General features: G+C 62.2%; 21 protein-coding genes and 1 riboswitch. Of the genes, 19 read left to right on the top strand and 2 right to left on the bottom strand.

The features are described 5' to 3' along the window. The first annotated feature begins 66 nt into the window (after positions 1 to 66). From KW841_RS08705 to KW841_RS08680, 6 genes are all read left to right on the top strand, one after another. Positions 67 to 1,125, top strand: a complete 1,059-nt coding sequence (locus KW841_RS08705) for a DUF2066 domain-containing protein (protein ID WP_102673324.1) — start codon at positions 67 to 69, stop codon at positions 1,123 to 1,125. A 36-nt stretch (positions 1,126 to 1,161) separates the two neighbouring features. Then, a complete protein-coding gene (locus KW841_RS08700; protein WP_218475265.1) occupies positions 1,162 to 2,235 on the top strand; it encodes an AI-2E family transporter in 1,074 nt (357 codons plus the stop codon). Positions 2,236 to 2,466: 231 nt separating this feature from the next. Continuing rightward, positions 2,467 to 3,171 carry a DnaA regulatory inactivator Hda gene (gene hda / locus KW841_RS08695; protein ID WP_007898944.1) on the top strand — a complete coding sequence of 235 codons (705 nt, stop codon included), beginning with the start codon at positions 2,467 to 2,469 and terminating at the stop codon, positions 3,169 to 3,171. 221 nt (positions 3,172 to 3,392) lie between these two features. Next, on the top strand, positions 3,393 to 4,040 hold the full coding sequence (locus KW841_RS08690) for a C40 family peptidase (protein WP_218475263.1): 648 nt from the start codon (positions 3,393 to 3,395) through the stop codon (positions 4,038 to 4,040). Between the two features lie 165 nt (positions 4,041 to 4,205). Next, entirely contained in the window at positions 4,206 to 4,742 is a 537-nt protein-coding gene (locus KW841_RS08685; protein WP_104449855.1) for a C40 family peptidase, read from the top strand. An 18-nt stretch (positions 4,743 to 4,760) separates the two neighbouring features. Then, entirely contained in the window at positions 4,761 to 5,423 is a 663-nt protein-coding gene (locus KW841_RS08680; protein WP_218475261.1) for a class I SAM-dependent methyltransferase, read from the top strand. A gap of 167 nt (positions 5,424 to 5,590) precedes the next feature. Here the strand turns inward: KW841_RS08680 and KW841_RS08675 are convergent, their stop codons facing one another. Both KW841_RS08675 and KW841_RS08670 read right to left on the bottom strand, forming a co-directional pair. After that, a complete protein-coding gene (locus KW841_RS08675) occupies positions 5,591 to 6,904 on the bottom strand; it encodes a sorbosone dehydrogenase family protein (protein WP_218475259.1) in 1,314 nt (437 codons plus the stop codon). Between the two features lie 66 nt (positions 6,905 to 6,970). Continuing rightward, positions 6,971 to 7,555 (bottom strand): hypothetical protein, encoded by a 585-nt coding sequence (locus KW841_RS08670; protein ID WP_218475257.1) that lies wholly within the window; start codon positions 7,553 to 7,555, stop codon positions 6,971 to 6,973. Between the two features lie 153 nt (positions 7,556 to 7,708). Further along, positions 7,709 to 7,942: riboswitch (cobalamin riboswitch) on the top strand. Between the two features lie 81 nt (positions 7,943 to 8,023). Between KW841_RS08670 and cobO the strand changes: the two genes are divergently transcribed. The 13 genes from cobO to KW841_RS29635 all read left to right on the top strand — a co-directional run bounded on the left by cobO (position 8,024) and on the right by KW841_RS29635 (position 19,031). After that, the gene (gene cobO, locus KW841_RS08665; protein ID WP_218475255.1) at positions 8,024 to 8,635 is read left to right on the top strand and encodes a cob(I)yrinic acid a,c-diamide adenosyltransferase; all 612 of its coding nucleotides are present in this window, start codon (positions 8,024 to 8,026) and stop codon (positions 8,633 to 8,635) included. After that, positions 8,632 to 10,032 (top strand): cobyrinate a,c-diamide synthase, encoded by a 1,401-nt coding sequence (locus tag KW841_RS08660; RefSeq protein ID WP_218475253.1) that lies wholly within the window; start codon positions 8,632 to 8,634, stop codon positions 10,030 to 10,032. The genes cobO and KW841_RS08660 overlap by 4 nt, the downstream gene beginning before the upstream one ends. Then, positions 10,029 to 10,679, top strand: coding sequence for a 5,6-dimethylbenzimidazole synthase (gene bluB, locus KW841_RS08655; RefSeq protein ID WP_218475251.1), 651 nt, complete (start codon positions 10,029 to 10,031; stop codon positions 10,677 to 10,679). Before KW841_RS08660 ends, bluB begins: the two co-directional genes overlap by 4 nt. Next, positions 10,676 to 11,584, top strand: coding sequence for an adenosylcobinamide-phosphate synthase CbiB (gene cbiB / locus KW841_RS08650; protein ID WP_102701785.1), 909 nt, complete (start codon positions 10,676 to 10,678; stop codon positions 11,582 to 11,584). The genes bluB and cbiB overlap by 4 nt, the downstream gene beginning before the upstream one ends. After that, positions 11,577 to 12,569: a threonine-phosphate decarboxylase CobD gene (cobD, locus tag KW841_RS08645; protein ID WP_218475249.1), complete on the top strand. Its 993-nt coding sequence runs from the start codon at positions 11,577 to 11,579 to the stop codon at positions 12,567 to 12,569. Before cbiB ends, cobD begins: the two co-directional genes overlap by 8 nt. After that, positions 12,566 to 14,017, top strand: a complete 1,452-nt coding sequence (locus tag KW841_RS08640) for a cobyric acid synthase (protein WP_218475247.1) — start codon at positions 12,566 to 12,568, stop codon at positions 14,015 to 14,017. Before cobD ends, KW841_RS08640 begins: the two co-directional genes overlap by 4 nt. Before the next feature lie 148 nt (positions 14,018 to 14,165). Next, positions 14,166 to 14,687, top strand: coding sequence for a bifunctional adenosylcobinamide kinase/adenosylcobinamide-phosphate guanylyltransferase (gene cobU, locus KW841_RS08635; RefSeq protein WP_218475245.1), 522 nt, complete (start codon positions 14,166 to 14,168; stop codon positions 14,685 to 14,687). Continuing rightward, complete coding sequence (gene cobT / locus KW841_RS08630) at positions 14,684 to 15,739, top strand: nicotinate-nucleotide--dimethylbenzimidazole phosphoribosyltransferase (RefSeq protein ID WP_218475240.1); 1,056 nt, start codon at positions 14,684 to 14,686, stop codon at positions 15,737 to 15,739. Before cobU ends, cobT begins: the two co-directional genes overlap by 4 nt. Beyond that, positions 15,736 to 16,311 carry an alpha-ribazole phosphatase family protein gene (cobC, locus tag KW841_RS08625; RefSeq protein ID WP_218475238.1) on the top strand — a complete coding sequence of 192 codons (576 nt, stop codon included), beginning with the start codon at positions 15,736 to 15,738 and terminating at the stop codon, positions 16,309 to 16,311. The genes cobT and cobC overlap by 4 nt, the downstream gene beginning before the upstream one ends. Positions 16,312 to 16,313: 2 nt before the next feature. Continuing rightward, entirely contained in the window at positions 16,314 to 17,045 is a 732-nt protein-coding gene (locus KW841_RS08620; RefSeq protein ID WP_218475236.1) for an adenosylcobinamide-GDP ribazoletransferase, read from the top strand. 201 nt (positions 17,046 to 17,246) lie between these two features. After that, complete coding sequence (locus KW841_RS08615; RefSeq protein WP_046037619.1) at positions 17,247 to 17,651, top strand: MarR family winged helix-turn-helix transcriptional regulator; 405 nt, start codon at positions 17,247 to 17,249, stop codon at positions 17,649 to 17,651. A gap of 52 nt (positions 17,652 to 17,703) precedes the next feature. After that, positions 17,704 to 18,912 (top strand): MFS transporter, encoded by a 1,209-nt coding sequence (locus tag KW841_RS08610; RefSeq protein WP_015096156.1) that lies wholly within the window; start codon positions 17,704 to 17,706, stop codon positions 18,910 to 18,912. Then, a complete protein-coding gene (locus KW841_RS29635; RefSeq protein WP_007977581.1) occupies positions 18,909 to 19,031 on the top strand; it encodes a hypothetical protein in 123 nt (40 codons plus the stop codon). Before KW841_RS08610 ends, KW841_RS29635 begins: the two co-directional genes overlap by 4 nt. The last annotated feature ends 40 nt before the right edge of the window (positions 19,032 to 19,071 follow it).

The raw sequence follows: 19,071 nt of genomic DNA, 5'->3' as shown, positions 1-19,071 counted from the left end.
GTCACAGCCTTGCTCGATCGTCTTCATGCGGTCTGTTCCAGCCGCTCTTGTCGTCAGGAATCTTCCATGCGTTTTTGTAAATTCTTGCTAGTGAGTTGTTTGTCAGTGGTCAGCCTGGTCAGTCATGCCGAAACCGTCAAAGGCCTTTATCAGGTACGTGAGCCGGTGAATGGCCAGTCGCCCGAGGAGCGTGACCAGGCGACTCAACGAGCATTGGACACTTTGGTGTTGCGCCTGACCGGTGACCCCAAGGCCGCTCAAAATCCGGGGCTGGCGGCGATTCGCAAAGATCCGCAACAGATCATCAGCCAATACGGCTTTGAAGCCGGTCCGCCGGAAGTCCTGAAAGTCGATTTCGACCCGGGTACCACCGAGCAGGCCCTGCGCCGCGCCGGACTGGCCATGTGGGGGGCCAATCGGCCGTCGATCCTCGGCTGGTGGCTCAACGATTCCACCGAGGGTTCAAGCCTGGTGGGCGACGGTCAGGCCAGTGCGGCTCCGCTGCGTCGGGCTGCCCAGCACCGGGGCTTGCCATTGCGCTTGCCATTGGCGGACTTGAACGAACAGATCGTCGCGACCGCGCCGAATCTGGAAGGCGCAGATTCCGGCCCTTTGCTTGCGGCATCGGAACGCTACAACGCCGACGCCCTGCTCGCGGTACACGCCAAAGAGGAGGGCGGGCAGTGGCAAGCCAAGTGGCAATTGTGGCTGGGGGATAAAAAAGAGGCAGGCAGCGTGCAGGGCGCCGATCAGGCCGCCGTGGCCGATGCTGTGATGCTGGCGGTCAATGAGCGCCTGGCGCCGCGGTTTGTCGCCAAGCCCGGTGCTTCGAGCGCGCAATTGCTGGAAGTGCAAGGTATGAATCTTGAGCACTACGCGTCCCTTGGGCGCTTGCTGGAGCCATTTGGCGGGCGCGTGCAAAGTGTCGACGGCGACCGGATCGTCTACCGGGTCAATGGCAGCGCCGAGCAGTTGCGTGCACAACTGTCGCTGGCACGGTTGCAGGAAGCGCCGGCGGCTCAGGCACCGACGCCGGCAGTGCCGGTTCAGCCGGCCGCCGGTGGTGCGGTGCCAGCCCCGGCACCTGCGCCAGCCCCGACTCCGCAACTGCGGTTTCGCTGGTAGTTTTTCTCTCTTTATATAGAAGCAATGGAGTGGTTCATGGCCGATACGCGGCGTTGGTTCTGGCTCGGTGGGGTGGTCCTGCTTTGTGTTTTTGTCTGGTTGTTGCATCCGATCCTGACGCCGTTCCTGGTGGCCCTGCTGTTGGCCTATCTGTTCGACCCGCTGGTGGATCGACTGGAGAAGGCGGGGCTGTCTCGCACCTGGGGTGTAGTGGCGGTGTTTGCCCTGTTTACATTGATCCTCACCGCGCTGCTGTTGGTCTTGGTGCCGTTGCTCGCCCGACAGCTGTTTCGTTTGTATGAGTTGGCCCCGCAGATGCTCGACTGGCTGCAGCACACGGCGTTGCCTTGGGCGCAATCGAAGTTCGGCCTGTCGGAGGGCTTCTGGAAGTTCGACCGGCTGAAGGCAGCCATCGGCGAACATATGAGCCAGACCTCCGATGTTGTCGGCGTGGTACTGAGTCATGCCACTGCCTCGGGGCTGGCGTTGATTGGCTGGCTGGCGAATCTGGTGTTGATCCCGGTGGTGAGCTTCTATCTGTTGCGCGATTGGGACCTGATGATGGCCAAGGTCCGCAGCCTGCTGCCCCGTGATCGTGAGGAGCGAGCGGTGTCGCTGGCGGGTGAATGCCATGAAGTGCTCGGAGCATTCATTCGTGGCCAGTTGCTGGTCATGGTGGCCCTGGGGGTGATCTACGCCGCGGGCCTGATGCTGGTCGGGCTGGAGCTGGGCTTGCTGATTGGCGTGATTGCCGGTATGGCAGCGATCGTGCCGTACATGGGATTTATCATCGGCATCGGTGCGGCGCTGATTGCAGGGCTGTTCCAGTTCGGTGGCGATCTATACCCGATGCTTGGCATTGTCGCGGTGTTCATGGTCGGCCAAGCGCTGGAGGGTATGGTGCTGACGCCGCTGCTGGTCGGTGACCGGATTGGTCTGCACCCGGTGGCGGTGATTTTTTCGATCCTGGCCGGGGGGGAGCTGTTTGGCTTTACCGGTGTGCTGCTGGCATTGCCGGTCGCCGCGGTGATCATGGTGCTGGTTCGCCATGTGCAAGATTTGTATAAGGATTCCGATATCTACGGGGGCGTTGACGAACAGCAGCTGTAAAAGGTGTCGATGGGCGATGGCGGGCTGCCTCGGGTTCGTACCGGGTCCGCCTGATTACACAGCGCGACTGTCACATGCACCGCCAAAGAAACTGTCATAAAACCGGTGCGTTAACGCAAACCTTTGATTTTGCTTGTGGTCTATCGCATTGTGCGGCCCGCTTCACGGGTATAAACTTCGCAAACTTTACACAGAGGCCACTAACGGTTCCTTTGGAACTGTTCAGTCAGCATGAAACCGATTCAGTTGCCCCTAGGTGTGCGTCTGCGTGACGACGCCACCTTTATCAACTACTACCCAGGCGCCAATGCCGCTGCACTCGGCTATGTCGAGCGGCTATGCGAAGCCGACGCCGGCTGGACCGAAAGCCTGATCTACCTTTGGGGCAAGGATGGGGTAGGGCGTACGCACCTGTTGCAGGCTGCCTGCCTGCGCTTCGAGCAATTGGGAGAGCCTGCGGTGTATCTGCCGCTGGCCGAGTTGCTTGATCGTGGGATCGAAATTCTCGATAACCTTGAGCAATACGAACTGGTCTGTCTCGATGACCTGCAGGCGGTTGCCGGCAAGGCGGACTGGGAAGAAGCGCTGTTCCATCTGTTCAATCGGCTGCGCGACAGCGGCCGGCGCCTGCTGATTGCCGCGTCGACATCACCGCGCGAGTTGCCGGTGAAGCTGGCAGACCTCAAGTCGCGCCTGACCCTGGCCTTGATCTTCCAGATGCGTCCACTGTCCGACGAGGACAAATTGCGTGCCCTGCAATTGCGCGCGTCCCGTCGCGGACTGCACCTGACCGATGAGGTCGGGCATTTCATCCTGACTCGCGGTACCCGCAGCATGAGTGCGCTGTTCGAGTTGCTTGAGCGTCTCGATCAGGCCTCCCTCCAGGCTCAGCGCAAGCTGACAATCCCGTTTTTGAAAGAAACCCTCGGCTGGTAGACCCTCTGAAACCGGGGCTTACAGCCGTTTCGGCATATTTCAGGCGCCAGAAATTCCGCTTTCCTGCAAGGTTGCAGGCCGCGTGCATGTTTAAAATGGGCTTAAGCGCTTAGATGTAAACGAGAAACCAATAAGTCACAAAAAGATTGATTGAATTTGCAAATGAGGTCGATAGCGGGCATAGTCTCGACTTCTTTACAACTTCAGCCACGGTCGTGCCCATGCTAAATCGCTTCGCACCCCTCGTGCCTCTCGCACTCGTCACCCTGTTGTTCGGTTGCGCTGCTCACACTCCAGTGGTCCAGCAAGCGCCGCAACAGCAGGTTCAAAACTCGGCCACTGCCCAGTCTTCCGCCCTCTTTCAGGAAGCTCTTTACCAAGAAGAGAAGGCCACCGAAAAAGAACTCGCAGACTTCGCTGGCGGCAAGTCCTACCAGCTTCCGGTCCTGGCCGACAGCATCCTCGAACGCGGCATGTCCCTGATCGGTACCCGTTACCGTTTCGGTGGCACTTCTGAAGCCGGCTTCGATTGCAGCGGTTTCATCGGTTACCTGTTCCGCGAAGAAGCGGGCATGAACCTGCCACGCTCCACTCGCGAAATGATCAACGTGGACGCTCCGCTGGTCTCGCGCAGCAAGCTTGAGCCGGGCGATCTGCTGTTCTTCGCAACCAACGGTCGTCGTGGTCGCGTCAGTCACGCCGGTATCTATCTGGGTGACAACCAGTTCATCCACTCCAGCAGCCGCCGCAGCGGTGGTGTGCGCATCGATAGCCTGGGCGATAGCTACTGGAGCAAGACCTTCATCGAGGCCAAGCGCGCCCTGGCGATGGCACCTAACGCGTCGCCAATCGTTACTGCCCGCAAATAAGTGCACAGATTGTAGGGTGAACTTAAAGTCTTACTTGAAGTTTGCCCCATAGCAGCTAGAATCCTGATCTATTAATGATGGCAAACCGCCTGCGTCCCGCGCAGGCGGTTTTCTTTTCTGCACTCCCGGCAGAAAAAGCCGCAGCCAGATCAGGATGCTCTGCTTATGACGACGTCGGCCCGCCTCGCAATCATGTTCTTCGCCGCGCTGCTCAGTGCCTGCGCCAGCCGCACACCGCCTCCCGCGCCGGTGGTGCGCGCGCCCATCGTGTTTGGTTCCCCGCAAGCTTTTTCGCCCGAAGCGGAAGACGTGCTGTTTCGCGCGCTCGGTCTGGTGGGTACGCCTTATCGCTGGGGTGGCAACACGCCGGATTCCGGATTTGATTGCAGCGGCCTGATCGCCTATGTGTATCGCGATGTCGCCGGTATTGCCTTGCCACGCACCACGCGCGAGATGATCTCCATGCAAGCGGCGAATGTCGGCAAGGAAGGCCTGCAAACCGGCGACCTGCTTTTCTTCGCCACCAATGGCGGTTCCCAGGTCAGTCATGCCGGCATCTACGTGGGGGAGGGGCGTTTCGTCCATGCACCGGCCACCGGCGGCACCGTGAAGCTCGACAGTCTATCCAAGGCCTATTGGCAAAAGGCCTACCTGAGCGCCAAGCGTGTGCTGCAGCCTGAACATCTTGCGCGCAACCCGTAACGTCCGGAGCTGCTGCTCATGACTGCTCGCACGCTCAATCTCGACGACGCCCTGTACCAATACCTGCTCGATGTTTCCCTGCGCGAAACACCCCTGCTCAAGCGCTTGCGCGATGAGACCCAGGCGCTGCCGATGGCACGCTGGCAGGTGGCGCCGGAGCAGGGACAGTTTCTTGCCTTGCTGGTGAAGCTGACCGGCGCCAGACGCTTGCTCGAAATCGGTACGTTCACCGGTTACAGCGCGCTGTGCATGGCGGCGGCATTGCCGGCTGACGGTTCGCTGATGTGCTGTGATATCCCCGGCGACTACAACGCCATCGCACGGCGCTACTGGCAGGAGGCGGGACTCGCCGGGCGGATCGACCTGCGTCTGGCACCCGCACTGGAGACTCTCGCCGAGCTTGAGCTGCAAGGACAGGCCGAGCAATTCGATCTGGTGTTCATCGATGCCGACAAGGCCAACTACCCCAGTTATCTGGAACATGCCCTGCGTTTGCTACGGGTCGGTGGGCTGGCGGTGTTCGACAACACCCTCTGGAGCGGGCGCGTGCTTGAGACCAGCCCCGAGAGCGCGGACACCCGGGCGATCCAGGCGCTCAACCTGGCGTTGAAGGATGATGTGCGGGTGGACTTGTCGTTGTTGCCGTTGGGTGACGGGCTCACACTCTGTCGCAAACGCTAAACCCTGAACCCTGAACCCTGAACCCTGAACCCTGAACCCTGAACCCTGAACCCTGTGGGAGCGAGCTTGCTCGCGAAGGCGGTGTATCAGTCAAAACATCAGTCGACTGACAGCCTGCATTCGCGAGCAAGCCCGCTCCCACAGGGGAATATGTTGGCAGTTGGAATTTATTTTCCTGCCGACACCCGCCACACCTTGTTCCCCACATCATCGGCCACCAGCAGATCGCCCTGCCGGTCGATCACCACGCCCACTGGGCGGCCCATGGCTTCTTCCTTTTCGTTGAGAAAGCCGCTGAGCACTTCAATCGGTTGTCCCGCAGGTTTGCCTGCGCTGAACGGCACGAAAATCACTTTGTAGCCACTGTGGGGTTTGCGGTTCCAGGAGCCGTGCTGTCCTATGAAGGCCCCTTGGGTGAACGGCGGCGGCAGCTTGCTGTTTTCAGCGAAGGTCAGGCCCAGTGATGCCGTGTGTGGGCCGACGGCATAGTCCGGAGCGATGGCCTTGGCCACCAGGCCAGGGTTTTGCGGCTCGACGCGAATATCGACATGCTGGCCGTAGTAGCTGTAAGGCCAGCCATAGAATGCGCCGTCCTTGACCGAAGTGATGTAGTCCGGGACCAGGTCGCTGCCGATTTCATCCCGCTCGTTGACCGCGGTCCACAGCGCGCCACTGCGCGGTTCCCAGGCCATGCCGTTGGGGTTGCGCAGGCCGGCGGCGAAGATCCGGTGCTGGCCGGTGGCACGGTCCACTTCCCAGATCGCTGCACGACCTTCTTCCTTGTCCATGCCGTTTTCCGCGACGTTGCTGTTGGAGCCCACGGTGACGTAGAGCTTGCGACCGTCCTTGCTGGCGATGACGTTTTTGGTCCAGTGGTGGTTCAGCGGCCCACCCGGCAGGTCGACCACTTTGACCGGCGGCGACTTGATCGACGTATCGCCGTTTTCATAATGGAATCGCAGCAGGCTGTCAGTGTCGGCCACATACAGGTCATTGCCGACCAGGGTCATGCCGAAGGGCGAGTTGAGGTTTTGCAGAAACACCGTGCGGGTTTCCGCGACGCCATCGTGGTTCTTGTCGCGCAGCAAGGTGATGCGGTTCGCGCTGGGCACGCGAGCTCCGGCGCGGCCCATGACTTTCTTCATGACCCAGCCGCGAATGCCTTTGCCGTCTTCGGGTTTGGGTGGCGCGTTGGTTTCCGCCACCAGTACGTCGCCGTTAGGCAGCACATAAAGCCAGCGGGGGTGATCCAGGTCTTCGGCAAAAGCGGCCACTTGAGTGCCCGCGGCGGCGACGGGTTTCGCGCCCTGGGGCCAGCCGATGGCCGGGGCGATGTTCACGGTCGGGAGCAGGGTTTTGTTGGGGGGCGGCAGTTGAGGAGAGGGGCCGGTGCCGTCGGAGACTTGCAGGCCGGCGGTCTCACTGCAACCGGCGAGCCCTCCGCAGATCGCGATAACGAGAACGAGCGGGGGCGTGCGCATACGGGTGTTCCCTATGAATGCCTTGTTCTAATCATAGAGACGCGTCGTCGTCCAATGGTTCAACCTCTAGCCGCGTGCTTCCTTGAACAGCACCGCAATGCCGGGGTGATAGTTACCGGCTTCATTGCGCAACTTGCGGTAGGCATAAGGGAAATACCAGGCGACCGCGCAGGTGTGTTCCTTTTGCAGATCGTCGACCATGTCCTGCAGTTCTTCCGGTGTCGCGCCTTGCTGGGCTTTTTGCGGGGCGACGAACAGGCAGCCGAGTTTCAGGTCGCTGGCGTGGCTCAGGCGCTTCGCATCGCTGGCGATGTCGAGCAGCGCCTGGCTCAGATTGAGGCTGTTGACCCGTGGCCAGCGCTGGCTGGCCTGGATGTAGGCGCGGGTTTCGGGCGAGGCGAGGAACAGGTCGGCGCGGCTGTTGCGTTCACCTTCTTCGGTGTGCTTGCGGGTGGGTGTCTGTTGCAGTGTGACCATCTCGGCCATCCAGGCGGCGGCCGACAGCAGTCCGAGATTGGCTTTTTCGTCGTGCCAGTAGGGGGTGTCGCCATCACCGCGGACGGCGTTGTAGCGGTCGATGCATTCGAACCAGCGCTCGAGCACAGGACGCAGGAATTCCAGCTTTGGATTGCTGATGATCATGCCTTGCATGGGCTCACCCTTATTATTGTGTTGTGAGGTTATGGCTCTTTGATATCACCGCTGAGAGCGAGGCACAAGATTGACGTCAGTTTTTTGCTTGGCGACAGTTATTCGGAGGATGGCCTCCCGGCTTTAATTGACGCTCCACCCCCAACCCTCTAACCTTCGCGGCTTGTTTCAGGTGCTCTGTGACTTGGGTCGACAGAGTGAAACAGGGAAGCCGGTGAGCGAGTTCTTTCGTTGGTCGAAGAACCGCAATTCCGGCGCTGCCCCCGCAACGGTAAATGAGTGAAAACTGTGTCTGATGCCACTGTGTCGATTCGATGCGGGAAGGCGCACAGTCTGGCTTTGCGCCACTCATGAGCCCGGAGACCGGCCTGATTCATCCAGCGGCATCACGGTGGGCGATGCCAGGCTTGTTGCCTTCTATTCTTGTGCCTGCCCGCCGTTATTCCTGCCTCAACGGAGAGCTCCCCCATGACTGATACCCCCGATCGTGACGAACGCCACCTGGCGCGCATGCAGCGCAAAAAAGCCGTGATCGACGAGCGCATCGCCAATTCCCCGAACGAGTGTGGTCTGTTGCTGGTGCTGACCGGCAACGGTAAGGGCAAGAGCAGTTCGGCTTTCGGCATGCTCGCCCGCGCCATGGGGCACGGCATGCAATGCGGCGTGGTGCAGTTCATCAAGGGCCGCAACAGTACCGGCGAAGAGCTGTTCTTCCGGCGCTTTCCCGAGCAGGTGCGTTTTCATGTGATGGGCGAAGGATTTACCTGGGAAACCCAGGACCGTCAGCGCGACATCGCTGCCGCTGAAGCTGCGTGGGCGGTGTCGCGGGAACTGCTGCGCGATCCGTCCATCGGCCTGGTGGTTCTGGATGAGCTGAACATCGCCCTCAAGCACGGCTACCTCGATCTCGATCAGGTGCTCAGCGACTTGCAGGCCCGGCCGCCAATGCAACACGTGGTGATTACCGGGCGTGCCGCCAAGCCGGAAATGATCGAGATGGCCGACACGGTCACCGAAATGGGCATGATCAAGCACGCCTTCCAGGCCGGAATCAAAGCGCAGAAAGGCGTCGAGCTGTGAACCAGCCTCGTCATTGCCCGGCGGTACTGATTGCCGCGCCGGCCTCCGGCCAGGGCAAGACCACCGTCACCGCGGCGCTGGCCCGATTGCATCGCAATCAGGGGCGCAAGGTTCGCGTGTTCAAGTGCGGCCCCGACTTTCTCGATCCGATGATCCTCGAACGCGCCAGCGGTGCACCGGTGTATCAACTGGACATGTGGATGGTCGGCGAGCAGGAGAGTCGCCGGTTGCTGTGGGAAGCGGCCGCTGAAGCCGACCTGATCCTGATCGAAGGCGTCATGGGGCTGTTCGACGGTACGCCGTCGAGCGCCGATCTGGCGCGGCATTTCGGTGTGCCGGTGCTGGGTGTGATCGACGGCACCGCCATGGCCCAGACCTTTGGCGCACTGGCCCTGGGGCTGGCGCGTTATCAGCCGGACCTGCCGTTCGCCGGCGTGTTGGCCAACCGCGTCGGCACGCTGCGCCACGCGCAACTGCTCGAAGGCAGCCTGACTGAAGGATTGCGCTGGTACGGCGCGCTGTCCCGGGAAACCGGGATTGAACTGCCGAGCCGACACCTGGGGCTGGTTCAAGCCAGTGAACTGAACGATCTCGACCTGCGCCTCGATGCCGCGGCCGATGCCCTGGCCAGCAGTTGTGAGGTCGCGCTTCCGCCGGCCGTCGAGTTCGCCGCCCCCGATGTCATCGTCGCCGAACCGCTGCTGGCCGGTGTGCGCATTGCCGTGGCCCGTGATGAAGCCTTTGCGTTCACCTACGGTGCGAGCCTGGATTTGCTGCGGGCGATGGGTGCCGAGTTGTCGTTCTTCTCGCCGATCCGCGACCGCCAATTGCCGGAGGCGGACAGCCTGTATCTGCCGGGCGGTTACCCGGAACTGCACCATGTTGCGCTGGCACAAAATACCGCGATGCTCGACGCGATCCGCGCGCACCACGCCGCCGGCAAACCGTTGCTCGCCGAGTGTGGTGGCATGCTGTATCTGCTCGACTCCCTGACCGATGTCGAGGGCACTCGTGCCGAACTGGCGGGCTTGCTGGCCGGTGATGCGGTCATGCAAAAGCGTCTGGCGGCGCTGGCGTTGCAAGCGGTGGAACTGCCGGAAGGATCGCTGCGCGGGCACACCTATCACCATTCGCTGACCACCACGGAACTGGCGCCGATTGCCCGGGGCGTGAGCCCGAATGGCGGGCGCGGAGCGGAAGCGGTTTATCGCGAGGGGCGGATGACTGCCTCCTACGTGCACTTTTATTTTCCGTCCAATCCCTCGGCGATTGCCGCATTGTTTGCGCCGGACCGTGGGGCCGCCTTCGCGAGCAGGCTCGCTCCCACAGGGGATTGCGTTTCTTCAGGCAGCTCACTTTTGAATGTGGGAGCGGGCTTGCCCGCGAAGAGGCCATGACCGACAACGCATTCACCGAAGCCGAACGCGCAGCGGTCTACCGCGCCATCGGCGAGCGCCGCGACATGCGCCACTTCAGTGGTGGCAGCGTCGAGCCCGAGTTGCTCCAGCGCCTGCTCGAGGCTGCGCACCAGGCACCCAGCGTCGGCCTGATGCAGCCTTGGCGCTTCATCCGCATCAGTGATCGCGCCTTGCGCGGGCAAATCCAGGGGCTCGTGGAGGAGGAGCGCATCCGCACCGCCGAAGCCCTCGGCGAGCGCAGCGACGAGTTCATGAAGCTCAAGGTGGAAGGCATCAACGATTGCGCCGAGGTCCTGGTCGCCGCACTGATGGACGACCGTGAGCAACATATTTTCGGCCGCCGCACCTTGCCGGAAATGGACATGGCCTCGCTGTCCTGTGCCATCCAGAACCTGTGGCTCGCGTCCCGTGCCGAAGGGCTGGGGATGGGCTGGGTGTCGCTGTTCGAACCCCAGGCACTGGCGGACTTGTTGAGGCTGCCGCCGGGAGCCAAACCGCTGGCGGTGCTGTGCCTGGGACCGGTGAAGGCGTTCTACCCGGCGCCGATGCTGGTGCTCGAAGGTTGGGCGCAGGCGCGTCCGCTGCATGAATTGCTGTATGAGAACTATTGGGGAGTGAGTCAATGAGTGTGGCGTTGTTGAGTGTCGCCGCGGTTGCGCTGGATGCGCTGCTGGGCGAACCCAAACGCTGGCATCCGCTGGTGGCGTTCGGCCGTTTTGCCGATCGCATCGAGCAACGTTTCAACGGCGGCGGTCGCGGCTGGCGCAGCCATGGCGTCACCGCGTGGGTGATCGCCGTGCTGCCGCTGGTGCTGTTGGTCACGGCATTCTCCTGGGCGCCTTACGTTGGCTGGATCGTCGAGATTCTCGCGCTCTATTGCGCCCTCGGCATGCGCAGCCTCGGTGAACACGTCACGCCGGTGGCCAAGGCCTTGCGCGGTGATGATCTTGATGAAGCGCGCAAGCGTGTGAGTTATCTGGTCAGCCGTAAAACCAGTGACCTGGATAAAACCGAAGTGGCCCGTGCCGCCACCGAGTCGGTGCTGGAAAACGGCAGCGACGCGGTGTTCGCCGCGTTGTTCTGGTTTGCCGTGGCCGGTGCGCCGGGCGTGGTGCTCTATCGCCTGAGCAATACGCTGGATGCGATGTGGGGCTATCGCAATGAGCGCTTCGAACGGTTTGGGTGGGCGGCGGCGAAGATCGACGACGTGCTCAATTACATTCCAGCGCGTCTGGTGGCACTGACTTACGCGCTGCTGGGCAAAACCCGGCTGGCGTTGAAATGCTGGCGCACCCAGGGCCCGACCTGGGACAGTCCGAACGCCGGCCCGGTGATGGCGGCAGGGGCAGGGGCCCTTGGCGTCGAATTGGGCGGGGCGGCGATTTATCACGGCGAACTGCACCAGCGTCCGCAACTGGGCGAAGGCGTGCCCGCGGACGCCGACTCCATAGACCGGGGCTGGCAACTGGTCCAGCGCGGGGTATGGTTATGGCTGCTGATTCTCTGCCTGGGGGCCGAATTTTATGCTTGAGCACGGTGGACGATTGCGCAAGGCGGCGCTCGAATACGGCATAGATGAAGCCGACTGGCTGGACTTGTCGACGGGCCTGGCGCCCTGGCCGTTCCCGGTGCCGGATATTCCGCTGCGGGCCTGGGCCCGTTTGCCGGAGGCGGACGATGGTCTGGAGCAGGCAGCCTGTGATTACTACGGCACCTTGCAGGCATTGCCGGTGGCCGGTTCGCAAATGGCGATCCAGCTGCTGCCGCGATTGCGTCGGGCGGGCAAGGTCGGCGTGCTGTCGCCGTGCTACGCCGAGCACGCCGAAGCGTGGCGTCGCAACGGCTACATCGTGCGGGAAGTGCTGGAGCAGGAAGTCGACTTCTTCATCGACAGCATCGACGTGCTGGTGGTGGTCAATCCGAATAACCCCACGGGCCTGAGCCTCACCCCCAGTCGCCTGCTCGACTGGCACACGCGACTGGCCCAGCGCGGTGGCTGGCTGGTGGTGGACGAAGCGTTCATGGATAACACGCCGCAACTGAGCCTGGCGCCGTTTGCCCATCAGGTCGGGCTGATCGTCTTGCGCTCCTTTGGCAAGTTTTTCGGCCTGGCCGGCGTGCGCCTGGGGTTTGTGCTGGCCGAGCGCAAGTTGCTCAAGTTGCTGGCTGAACAAGTGGGGCCCTGGGCCGTGAGCGGGGCAACCCGGGTAGTGGGGCAGGCCTGCCTGCGCGATACCGAGGGGCAAACGCGGCAGCGGCTGCGCACCGAAGAGGCCAGCGAGCGCCTGGCGTCGTTGCTGCAGCAATACGGCTTCGAGCCCCATGGCGGCTGTGCGCTGTTCCAGTGGCTGATCACCGAGCGCGCCGAAGCACTGCATGAGTTCATGGCCCGGCGCGGCATTCTCCTGCGGTTGTTCACGCACAACAGCAGCCTGCGATTCGGCCTGCCCGGTGACGAAGCCGCCCGGGTGCGGCTGGCGCAGGCATTCGAAGATTTCGCCAAGGAAAAGCAATGACTACGCTGATGGTGCAGGGCACCACGTCGGATGCCGGTAAAAGCACGCTGGTGACTGCGTTGTGCCGTTGGGCCACGCGTCAGGGTGTCAGGGTAGTGCCGTTCAAGCCGCAGAACATGGCACTCAATAGTGCGGTGACCGCCGATGGCGGCGAGATTGGTCGTGCCCAGGCGGTTCAGGCCCAGGCCGCGCACCTCGAACCGCACACCGACATGAATCCGGTATTGCTCAAGCCCAACAGTGACACCGGTGCCCAGGTGATCATCCATGGCCGCGCCGTCACGACCATGAACGCCGTCGCCTATCACGACTACAAAAGCATTGCCATGCAAGCGGTGCTGGCCTCCCACGAGCGCTTGAGCGCGGCGTATCCGCTGGTGATGGTCGAAGGCGCAGGCTCGCCGGCGGAAATCAATTTACGTGCTGGCGACATCGCCAACATGGGCTTCGCCGAGGCGGTGGATTGTCCGGTGTTGCTGATTGCCGATATCAATCGCGGCGGGGTTTTCGCCCATCTGGTGGGGACCCTCGAACTGCTGTCGCCGAGCGAACAGGCGCGGGTCAAAGGCTTCATCATCAATCGTTTTCGCGGTGACATCGCCTTGCTGCAACCCGGTCTCGACTGGCTTGAAGAACGCACCGGCAAACCGGTGATGGGTGTGCTGCCGTACGTGATGGACCTGCACCTGGAGGCCGAGGACGGCATCGATCAACGCCAGACGGATAAGGCCGAGCAGGTGCTGAAAGTCGTGGTGCCGGTGCTGCCGCGCATCAGCAATCACACCGATTTCGATCCGCTGCGCCTGCATCCGCAAGTGGACCTGCAATTCATCGGGCCCGGCCAAGCGGTTCCACCTGCCGACCTGATCATTCTTCCGGGTTCGAAAAGTGTCCGCAGCGACCTCGCGTACCTGCGGGCCAACGGCTGGGAAACCGCTATTGCCCGGCATCTGCGATACGGCGGAAAACTGCTGGGGATTTGTGGCGGCCTGCAGATGCTCGGTGAGCAGGTGCATGACCCGCTTGGCCTCGAGGGTGCGCCGGGTTCCAGTGCCGGTTTGGGTCTGCTGGCGTTCCAGACCCGGCTCGAACAAGAGAAACAACTGCGCAATGTCTGCGGTCGCCTGGCGCTGGAAGATGCGCCGGTATCGGGTTATGAAATCCACGCAGGCGTGACCACCGGAGCCGCCCTGGAAAATGCCGCTGTGCATCTGGATGACGGCCGCTGCGACGGTGCGCAAAGTGCGGACGGGCAGATTTTCGGCACTTACCTGCACGGGCTGTTCGAATCGCCGGCAGCGTGCAGTGCGCTGTTGCGCTGGGCCGGTTTGCAGGAGGTGCAGGACGTGGATTATCACGCCTTGCGCGAGCGCGATATCGAGCGGCTGGCGGATCTGGTGGAGAAGCATCTGGATACTTCTCTGCTGCGTCGGCTCTGTGGGTTCTGAGGTGGCTGTTGCGGCCCCATCGCGAGCAAGCTCGCTCCCACAGGCTACGAGGTGTACTCAAAATTTATGTTCAGCCTGGATCAATTGTGGGAGCGAGCTTGCTCGCGATGAGGGCCGTCGCCTCCCCGAAGATTTTAAGGAATAAGCAATGCTCCAACTGATCCTCGGCGGCGCCCGCTCCGGCAAGAGTCGCCTGGCTGAAAAACTCGCCATCGACAGCGCCCTGACCGTCACCTACATCGCCACCAGCCAACCACTGGATGGCGAAATGAGCGAGCGGGTCGCCCATCACCGTGCCCGTCGTCCTGCCGAATGGGCACTGATTGAAGAACCCCTGGAACTGGCCCGGGTACTGCGTGAAAGCGCCCGTGCCGACCACTGCCTGCTGGTGGATTGCCTGACCCTGTGGCTGACCAACCTGCTGATGCTCGACGATGCCGGGCGCCTGGCCGCCGAGCGTGATGCCCTGCTGGACTGCCTGGCGTCGCTGCCGGGTGAAATTATTTTTGTCAGCAACGAGACCGGAATGGGTGTCGTGCCGCTGGGCGAGTTGACTCGCCGCTATGTCGATGAAGCCGGTTGGCTGCATCAAGCTCTGGCTGAGCGCTGTCAGCGTGTCGTCCTGACCGTCGCCGGCCTGCCCCTGACTCTGAAAGGAACTGCGTTATGACTCAATCCTGGTGGCTGAACCCGTGCCGGCCGGTCGATACCCAAGCGCTCGAACAGGCACTGGCGCGGCAACAGCAACTGACAAAACCGGCCGGCTCCCTCGGTCAGCTGGAATCGGTGGCGGTGCAACTGGCGGGATTGCAGGGGCGGGTCAAGCCGAGTCTGGAACAGGTGTGGATCGCGATATTTGCCGGCGACCATGGCGTCGTCGCCGAGGGCGTGTCGGCCTTTCCCCAGGAAGTCACCTGGCAGATGCTGCTCAACTTCGTCAGCGGTGGTGCGGCGATCAGCGTGTTGGCGCGGCAACTGGGCGCTTCCCTTGAGGTGGTTGACCTTGGCACGGTGACGCCGTCGCTGAACCTGCCGGGTGTGCGTCACCTGAACGTCGGCCCGGGCACGGCGAATTTCGTACAGGGGCCAGCCATGACCGAAGCCCAGGGACAACTCGCTTTGCAGGCAGGCCGTGACAGCGTGCAGCGGGCGATTGCCAGCGGTGCGCAGTTGTTCATCGGTGGCGAAATGGGCATTGGCAACACCACCGCCGCCAGCGCCCTGGCCTGTGCCTTGCTCGATTGCCCGGTGGGCCATTTGACCGGGCCTGGCACCGGGCTCAACGCCGAAGGTGTGAGCCACAAAGCCCAGGTGATCGAGCGCGCCCTGGCATTGCATGGTGCACAGCGTGGCGATGCCTTGCAGACCCTGTTCAACCTCGGTGGCTTCGAGATTGCCGCGCTGGTCGGTGCCTATCTCGCCTGTGCTCAAGAAGGTGTCGCGGTGCTGGTGGACGGCTTCATCTGCAGTGTCGCTGCGCTGGTTGCGGTGCGCTTGAATCCTGAATGCCGTCAGTGGCTGATGTTCGGTCATCGCGGCGCCGAGCCGGGACATCGTCATGTGCTGGAAACCTTGGATGCGCAACCCTTGCTCGATCTTGGTCTGCGGCTTGGCGAAGGCAGTGGCGCGGCATTGGCTGTGCCGCTGTTGCGTCTGGCGTGCGACCTGCACGGGCAGATGGCGACCTTCGCCGAAGCCTCCGTGGCAGATCGTCCGGCATGACCCTGCGCGTGGATCTGTTGCGACACGGTGAAACCGAATTTGGCGGTGGCTTGCGCGGCAGCATCGATGATGCCTTGACCGACACGGGCTGGGCGCAGATGCGCGCCGCCGTGGTCGGGCAGGGGCCATGGGACCGGTTGGTCAGTTCGCCGTTGCAGCGTTGTGCGCGGTTTGCCGAGGAACTCGGTGCGCAACTGGATGTGCCGGTGCAATTGGATAAAGACCTGCAAGAGTTGCATTTCGGTGCCTGGGAAGGACAGAGCGCGGCGGCGTTGATGGAAACCGACGCGCAGGCGCTGGGCTTGTTCTGGGCCGATCCTTACTCGTTCACGCCGCCTCAGGGCGAGCCGGTTGCAGACTTTTCGACACGTGTGCTGGCAGCGCTGGAGCGTTTGCACGCGACCTGTGCCGGTGAGCGCATTCTGCTGATCAGCCACGGCGGGGTGATGCGCCTGTTGCTGGCACAAGCTCGCGGGCTGCCGCGAGAGCAGCTGCTCAACGTTGAGGTCGGGCATGGCGCACTGTTTTCGCTGACGATGGAGTCCGCTGGTTTGTTGAGGGAAGTGCTCTGACCATGTTGCCATTCTGGATCGCCCTGCAATTTCTCAGCAGCCTGCCGATTCGCCTGCCCGGCATGCCTGAGCCTGGGGAACTGGGGCGGTCACTGCTGTTTTATCCGTTGGTGGGATTGCTCTTTGGCGTGATTCTGTGGGCAGTGAGCTGGCTGTTGCAGGGTGCGCCGGCGTTGCTGCACGCGGCGTTGTTGCTGAGTGTTTGGGTGCTGCTCAGCGGCGGGTTGCATCTCGATGGTCTGGCGGACAGCGCCGACGCCTGGCTCGGCGGTTTTGGCGACCGTGAGCGTACGCTGACCATCATGAAAGACCCGCGCAGCGGGCCGATCGCTGTGGTGACGCTGGTGCTGGTGTTGTTGCTCAAGTTCACTGCGCTGTTGGCGTTGATCGAACAGCCGCATTCGCTGGCCTTGATCATCGTGCCGTTGATCGGTCGCAGCGCCTTGCTCGGCTTGTTCCTGACCACACCCTATGTGCGTGCCGGTGGCCTGGGGCAGGCCTTGGCCGATCATCTTCCGCGTGTGGCGGGCAGGTGGGTGTTGGCTGGCAGTGCACTGGCTTGTGTTTTGATTGCCGGTCTGAGTGGTGTGGTGGCGGTGGTGTTGGCGGTTCTCGGGTTTTTCTGGTTGCGGCAGGTGATGCTGCGGCGGCTCGGTGGAACGACGGGCGATACGGCAGGGGCAATGCTGGAGTTGCTGGAGGTTGGGGTGTTGGTTGGATTGGCATTAGTCTGAGCGCAGTGATGGTGACTGTTCTGGCCTCTTCGCGGGCAAGCCCGTTCCCACAGGGTTTCTGTTTTGTTGACAAAATGGTGGGCACACCGAAAATCACTGTGGGAGCGAGCTTGCTCGCGATGGCGGTCTACCAGGCGCCGCTCAGTCATTGAAAGAACCATGTAACTTGATTTAACCGACTCACGGGTATATACACGCACCATGCTCGATTCCCAATGTTTATGCATCAACCTGCGTCGCGCCGCCCGTGGCGTCAGCAGGCATTACGACGGCGCTCTCGACGGCTTCGGGATCAACGTTGCGCAGTATTCTTTGCTGTGCAATCTGCAGCGTCTGGATCAGCCGAGCATTTCAACCCTGGCCGAGGCCATGGGCCTGGATCGCAGCACCTTGGGGCGCAATTTGCGGGTGCTGGAGGGTGACGGCCTGGTGACGCTGGTCGAGGGCGAGGACATGCGTAACCGCATCGTCCTGCTGACCGAGGCCGGGGCGGAGCGTCTCAAGGCTGCCTTGCCGGCCTGGGAGGCCGCGCAGCAGCGCTTGATCGATCGCCTGGGTGCCGAGAAGCGCGAAACCTTATTGAAGCTGCTGGACGAACTGGCGTGATGCCGGTTTTTCCGAACATAAGCGGGTATATACCCGCTACCGGAGAACAACAATGACATCGATGTGGCGTACGTGCGGTTGGGTTCTGTTGGGGAGTGCGCTGATCCTTGCGTTGTCTCTGGGGGTTCGACATGGCTTCGGGCTGTTTCTGGCGCCGATGAGTGCCGAGTTCGGCTGGGGTCGTGAAGTCTTTGCCTTCGCCATCGCCTTGCAGAACCTGATCTGGGGCCTCGCCCAGCCATTCACCGGTGCGCTGGCCGACCGCTTCGGCGCGGCGAAAGTGGTACTGATCGGTGGCGTCCTGTACGCAGCGGGGCTGATTTGCATGGGGCTCTCCGATTCGGCAGTGACCCTGTCCCTGAGCGCCGGCCTGTTGATCGGCATCGGGCTGTCCGGCACGTCGTTCTCGGTGATTCTGGGGGTGGTCGGCCGCGCAGTACCGCCGGAAAAGCGCAGCATGGGCATGGGGATCGCCAGTGCTGCAGGCTCGTTCGGCCAGTTCGCGATGTTGCCTGGTACGCTCGGTTTGATCGGATGGCTTGGCTGGTCTGCGGCGTTGCTCGCGCTGGGCTTGCTGGTGGCGCTGATCGTACCGCTGGTGAGCATGCTCAAGGACAAACCGTTGCCCGTCCTGGGCCACGAACAAACCCTTGGCGAAGCACTGCGCGAAGCCTGCTCGCATTCCGGATTCTGGCTGCTGGCGTTCGGCTTTTTTGTCTGTGGATTCCAGGTGGTGTTCATCGGTGTGCACTTGCCGGCCTACCTGGTGGACCAGCATCTACCGGCTACGGTCGGCACCACGGTGCTGGCGCTGATTGGCCTGTTCAACATTTTCGGCACCTATACCGCCGGGTGGCTCGGCGGGCGCATGTCCAAGCCGCGTTTGCTCACCGGTTTGTATTTGTTGCGGGCGGTGGTCATTGCGTTGTTCCTGTGGGCACCGGTGACCACCACCACGGCCTACCTGTTCGGCATGGCCATGGGCTTCCTGTGGCTGTCGACGGTGCCGTTGACCAACGGTACGGTGGCGACCTTGTTTGGCGTGCGAAACCTGTCCATGCTCGGCGGGATTGTTTTCCTGTTTCACCAGCTCGGTTCGTTTCTGGGCGGCTGGCTGGGCGGGGTGGTGTATGACCGAACCGGGAGTTATGACTTGATCTGGCAAGTGGCAATTCTCCTCAGCCTGTTGGCCGCCGCCCTCAACTGGCCGGTGCGTGAACGGCCGGTGGCGCGCCTGCAAACACAAATGAGTGCGACATGAACAGCCTTTGGCCACGGATCGCTGTAGCCGCCGTCTGCGCCTTGTTGCTGGCGTTGTCGTGGTGGGGCTGGCATCAGGGCGGGCTGGCGCTGATGCAGTTGGGCATGGGTGCTTGCTAGTGAGCGGCGAGGGCGAGTAACGTCGCTTTTGACGAATTAT

The organism is Pseudomonas sp. PDM28, assembly GCF_019219115.1.
Classification (GTDB): domain Bacteria; phylum Pseudomonadota; class Gammaproteobacteria; order Pseudomonadales; family Pseudomonadaceae; genus Aquipseudomonas; species Aquipseudomonas laurylsulfatiphila.
This window is presented reverse-complemented; position numbering and strand designations above follow the sequence as displayed.